The organism is Dyella sp. 01N448, from assembly GCF_056399225.1.
The window spans coordinates 1-5,488 of the sequence record NZ_JBFTQX010000031.1 but is presented as its reverse complement, the minus strand read 5'-3'; the positions used below and the strand labels follow the sequence as shown (position 1 = coordinate 5,488).

The 5,488-nt window shown below is 54.0% G+C and carries 2 tRNA genes and 3 rRNA genes; all 5 read right to left on the bottom strand.

Annotated elements, in window-relative coordinates:
- Positions 1-51 precede the first annotated feature (51 nt).
- Positions 52-164: ribosomal RNA gene (gene rrf / locus AC1DKY_RS21435) — 5S ribosomal RNA — on the bottom strand.
- Positions 165-347: 183 nt separating this feature from the next.
- Positions 348-3,228 (bottom strand): 23S ribosomal RNA (locus AC1DKY_RS21430).
- Positions 3,229-3,454: 226 nt separating this feature from the next.
- A tRNA-Ala gene (locus AC1DKY_RS21425) sits at positions 3,455-3,530 on the bottom strand.
- 66 nt (positions 3,531-3,596) lie between these two features.
- Positions 3,597-3,673: transfer RNA gene (locus tag AC1DKY_RS21420), tRNA-Ile, on the bottom strand.
- Positions 3,674-3,827: 154 nt separating this feature from the next.
- Positions 3,828-5,372 (bottom strand): 16S ribosomal RNA (locus tag AC1DKY_RS21415).
- The 16S, 23S and 5S rRNA genes sit together here with 2 tRNA genes alongside, the layout of an rRNA operon.
- Positions 5,373-5,488: the final 116 nt, after the last annotated feature.

Below are 5,488 nucleotides of genomic sequence, written 5' to 3'. Positions count from 1 at the left end.
CGCACAAAGACAAACGCCTTCCCGGATGGGAAGGCGTTTGAGGGATAAAGCCCCTGGCGGTGACCTACTCTTGCATGAGAATTCACACTACCATCGGCGCAGCTGCGTTTCACTTCCGAGTTCGGGATGGGATCGGGTGGGGCCACAGCGCTATAGCCGCCAGGGAAGGGGTGCGGACAGCGCACGAATGCGCCAGTCCGGCAAAGGGGTAAACGAGTGACAAGCGTCGAGGTGAAATTTTGTTTCGAGATGCATTCGTCGAAGCGTGCTTTTCCTGAGGAGTGCGGCCATGGATGGCCGCTTTTACTCGCGCAGGAAGCGCGTTAAACAAAGCGTCTTGGGGTTATATGGTCAAGCCTCACGGCTCATTAGTACGCGTAAGCTCAATGCATTGCTGCACTTCCACACCGCGCCTATCAACCACCTAGTCTTGATGGTGCCTTAAGGAGACTCGAAGTCTCGGGAGATCTCATCTTGAGGCGCGCTTCCCGCTTAGATGCTTTCAGCGGTTATCGCTTCCGTTCGTAGCTACCGGGCAATGCCATGGGCATGACAACCCGAACACCAGCGGAACGTCCACTCCGGTCCTCTCGTACTAGGAGCAGCCCCTCTCAAATCTCCAACGCCCACGACAGATAGGGACCGAACTGTCTCACGACGTTCTGAACCCAGCTCGCGTACCACTTTAAATGGCGAACAGCCATACCCTTGGGACCGGCTACAGCCCCAGGATGTGATGAGCCGACATCGAGGTGCCAAACACCGCCGTCGATATGAACTCTTGGGCGGTATCAGCCTGTTATCCCCGGAGTACCTTTTATCCGTTGAGCGATGGCCCTTCCATACAGAACCACCGGATCACTAAGACCTACTTTCGTACCTGCTTGATCCGTCGATCTCGCAGTCAAGCACGCTTATGCCTTTGCACACAGTGCGCGATGTCCGACCGCGCTGAGCGTACCTTCGTGCTCCTCCGTTACTCTTTGGGAGGAGACCGCCCCAGTCAAACTACCCACCATACACGGTCCCTGATCCGGATTACGGACCTAGGTTAGAACGTCAAGCACTTCAGGGTGGTATTTCAAGGATGGCTCCACCGAAACTAGCGTCTCGGTTTCATAGCCTCCCACCTATCCTACACAGAAGAACTCAACGTTCAGTGTAAAGCTATAGTAAAGGTTCACGGGGTCTTTCCGTCTTGCCGCGGGAACGCTGCATCTTCACAGCGATTTCAATTTCACTGAGTCTCGGGTGGAGACAGCGCCGCTGTCGTTACGCCATTCGTGCAGGTCGGAACTTACCCGACAAGGAATTTCGCTACCTTAGGACCGTTATAGTTACGGCCGCCGTTTACTGGGGCTTCGATCAAGAGCTTCGCCTTGCGGCTGACCCCATCAATTAACCTTCCAGCACCGGGCAGGCGTCACACCCTATACGTCCACTTTCGTGTTTGCAGAGTGCTGTGTTTTTGATAAACAGTCGCAGCGGCCAGGTTACTGCGACCCTCTAACGCTCAGTCACGCATGTGACCACGTCGGAGGGCGCACCTTCTCCCGAAGTTACGGTGCCATTTTGCCTAGTTCCTTCACCCGAGTTCTCTCAAGCGCCTTGGGATTCTCACCCTGCCTACCAGTGTCGGTTTACGGTACGGTTTCTCTGTAGCTGAAGCTTAGTGGCTTTTCCTGGAAGCGTAGTATCAGTCACTTCGTCCAATAGGACTCGTCTCGGTGCTCGGCATAAAGAAGCGCGGATTTGCCTACGCTTCATGCCTACCGCCTTTCCCCGGGACAACCAACGCCCGGTAGACCTAACTTTCTCCGTCCCCACATCGCACTACAGACAAGTGCAGGAATATTAACCTGCTTCCCATCGACTACGCATTTCTGCCTCGCCTTAGGGGCCGACTCACCCTGCGCCGATGAACGTTGCGCGAGGAAACCTTGGGCTTTCGGCGTGGGGGCTTTTCACCCCCATTATCGTTACTCATGTCAGCATTCGCACTTCCGATACCTCCAGCAGACTTCTCAATCCACCTTCACAGGCTTACGGAACGCTCCTCTACCGCGCATTACAAAGTAATGCACCCCGAGCTTCGGTGTATCGCTTAGCCCCGTTAAATCTTCCGCGCAGACCGACTCGACCAGTGAGCTATTACGCTTTCTTTAAAGGGTGGCTGCTTCTAAGCCAACCTCCTGGCTGTCTATGCCTTTCCACATCGTTTTCCACTTAGCGATAACTTGGGGACCTTAGCTGCGGGTCTGGGTTGTTTCCCTTTTCACGACGGACGTTAGCACCCGCCGTGTGTCTCCCGTACATTCTGTCCTGGTATTCGGAGTTTGCCATGGTTTACTAAGCCGCGATGGCCCGCTAGCCATAACAGTGCTCTACCCCCAGGAAGATTCATACGAGGCGCTACCTAAATAGCTTTCGAGGAGAACCAGCTATCTCCGAGTTTGTTTAGCCTTTCACTCCTATCCTCAGCTCATCCCCATCTATTGCAACAGATGTGGGTTCGGTCCTCCAGTGCGTGTTACCGCACCTTCAACCTGGCCAAGGATAGATCACTCGGTTTCGGGTCTACTGCCAGAGACTATGCGCCCTATTCAGACTCGGTTTCCCTTCGCCTCCCCTATACGGTTAAGCTTGCCACTGACAGTAAGTCGCTGACCCATTATACAAAAGGTACGCAGTCACCCTTGCGGGCTTCCACTGCTTGTACGTATACGGTTTCAGGGTCTATTTCACTCCCCTCTCCGGGGTTCTTTTCGCCTTTCCCTCACGGTACTAGTTCGCTATCGGTCAGTCAGGAGTATTTAGCCTTGGAGGATGGTCCCCCCATATTCAGACAGGGTTTCTCGTGCCCCGCCTTACTCAATTTCATCTCTAATGCCCTTTCGCCTACGGGGCTATCACCCGCTATGGCCGGCCTTTCCAAACCGTTCGGCTAAAACACTAGAAACTTTTGGGCTAGTCCGCGTTCGCTCGTCGCTACTGACGGAATCTCGGTTGATTTCTTTTCCTCCGGGTACTTAGATATTTCAGTTCCCCGGGTTCGCTCTGCATGACTATGTATTCATCATGCAGTACTCCTTGCGGAGTGGGTTTCCCCATTCGGACATTGCCGGATCAAAGCTTGTTGCCAGCTCCCCGACACTTTTCGCAGGCTGCCACGTCCTTCATCGCCTCTGACTGCCAAGGCATCCACCGTATACGCTTAGTCGCTTGACCATATAACCCCAAGTCGCCTCAGGGCCGATCATCATCACTTACGAGGTGATAATCATCGTACTGTCCAAACAACGCGTTCGCTTAATTGCCTCAACGACACATCTCGATTCGGTTTCGAACCAAGACGCTTGTCACTCGTTTACGTTTTCAATGAACACAAGAACGGCCTCAATGCCGCCTCGTTTTCTAAAATCTTATGTGTGCGCTGCCATTTTTACGTCGACAATGGTGGAGCCAGTCAGGATCGAACTGACGACCCCCTGCTTGCAAAGCAGGTGCTCTCCCAGCTGAGCTATGGCCCCAGACTTTGTGAGAAGTCCGACCAGGGATGGTCGGGCTCTTGCCGATGACTCGGCAAAATCCGGTGATGGTGGGTCTGGGAGGACTCGAACCACCGGCCTCACCCTTATCAGGGGTGCGCTCTAACCACCTGAGCTACAGACCCGGGAAATCATTTCCGTCGTTCACGAAAAGCGAAACACGATCCGTAGCAGCAAAGCTACGAAGCGCGCGATGATCGCTTTCCGCGACACGGATGTCGCGTAAAAATGCAGGTGTCTTGTGTGGACGTCTTGCGGGGAAGAARGATGTCGTTCTCGAAAGGAGGTGATCCAGCCGCACCTTCCGATACGGCTACCTTGTTACGACTTCACCCCAGTCATGAACCACTCCGTGGTCGTCGTCCCCCTTGCGGTTAGACTAACGGCTTCTGGAGCAACTCACTCCCATGGTGTGACGGGCGGTGTGTACAAGGCCCGGGAACGTATTCACCGCAGCATAGCTGATCTGCGATTACTAGCGATTCCGACTTCATGGAGTCGAGTTGCAGACTCCAATCCGGACTGGGATCGGCTTTCTGGGATTGGCTCCACCTCGCGGTATTGCAACCCTCTGTACCGACCATTGTAGTACGTGTGTAGCCCTGGCCGTAAGGGCCATGATGACTTGACGTCATCCCCACCTTCCTCCGGTTTGTCACCGGCAGTCTCCTTAGAGTTCCCACCATTACGTGCTGGCAACTAAGGACAAGGGTTGCGCTCGTTGCGGGACTTAACCCAACATCTCACGACACGAGCTGACGACAGCCATGCAGCACCTGTGTTCTGATTCCCGAAGGCACTCCCGCATCTCTGCAGGATTCCAGACATGTCAAGGCCAGGTAAGGTTCTTCGCGTTGCATCGAATTAAACCACATACTCCACCGCTTGTGCGGGCCCCCGTCAATTCCTTTGAGTTTCAGTCTTGCGACCGTACTCCCCAGGCGGCGAACTTAACGCGTTAGCTTCGACACTGATCTCCGAGTTGAGACCAACATCCAGTTCGCATCGTTTAGGGCGTGGACTACCAGGGTATCTAATCCTGTTTGCTCCCCACGCTTTCGTGCCTCAGCGTCAGTGTTGATCCAGATGGCCGCCTTCGCCACTGATGTTCCTCCCGATCTCTACGCATTTCACCGCTACACCGGGAATTCCACCATCCTCTATCACACTCTAGCTATCCAGTATCCATTGCCATTCCCAGGTTGAGCCCGGGGATTTCACAACAGACTTAAATAACCGCCTACGCACGCTTTACGCCCAGTAATTCCGATTAACGCTTGCACCCTTCGTATTACCGCGGCTGCTGGCACGAAGTTAGCCGGTGCTTATTCCTCAGGTACCGTCAGCCCCACCGGTTATTAGCCAGTAGTATTTCGCTCCTGATAAAAGTGCTTTACAACCCGAAGGCCTTCTTCACACACGCGGCATTGCTGGATCAGGCTTGCGCCCATTGTCCAATATTCCCCACTGCTGCCTCCCGTAGGAGTCTGGACCGTGTCTCAGTTCCAGTGTGGCTGATCATCCTCTCAGACCAGCTAGCGATCGTCGCCTTGGTAGGCCATTACCCTACCAACTAGCTAATCGCACATCGGTTCGTCCAACCGCGCGAGGCCTTTCGGTCCCCCGCTTTCTCCCGTAGGACGTATGCGGTATTAGCGTAAGTTTCCCTACGTTATCCCCCACGTTTGGGTAGATCCCGATGCATTACTCACCCGTCCGCCACTCGCCACCCACAGTATTGCTACTGCTGTGCTGCCGTTCGACTTGCATGTGTTAGGCATGCCGCCAGCGTTCAATCTGAGCCAGGATCAAACTCTTCACTTAAGTTTTCGACCTCATGTCCACCCGAAGGCAGTCACTCGATCTATCTTTCTGAAGCGTTGTTCCTAACCATAAACGTCAAGCTTTTGAATTGACTCTTAGGTTAGACGCTTGCATAT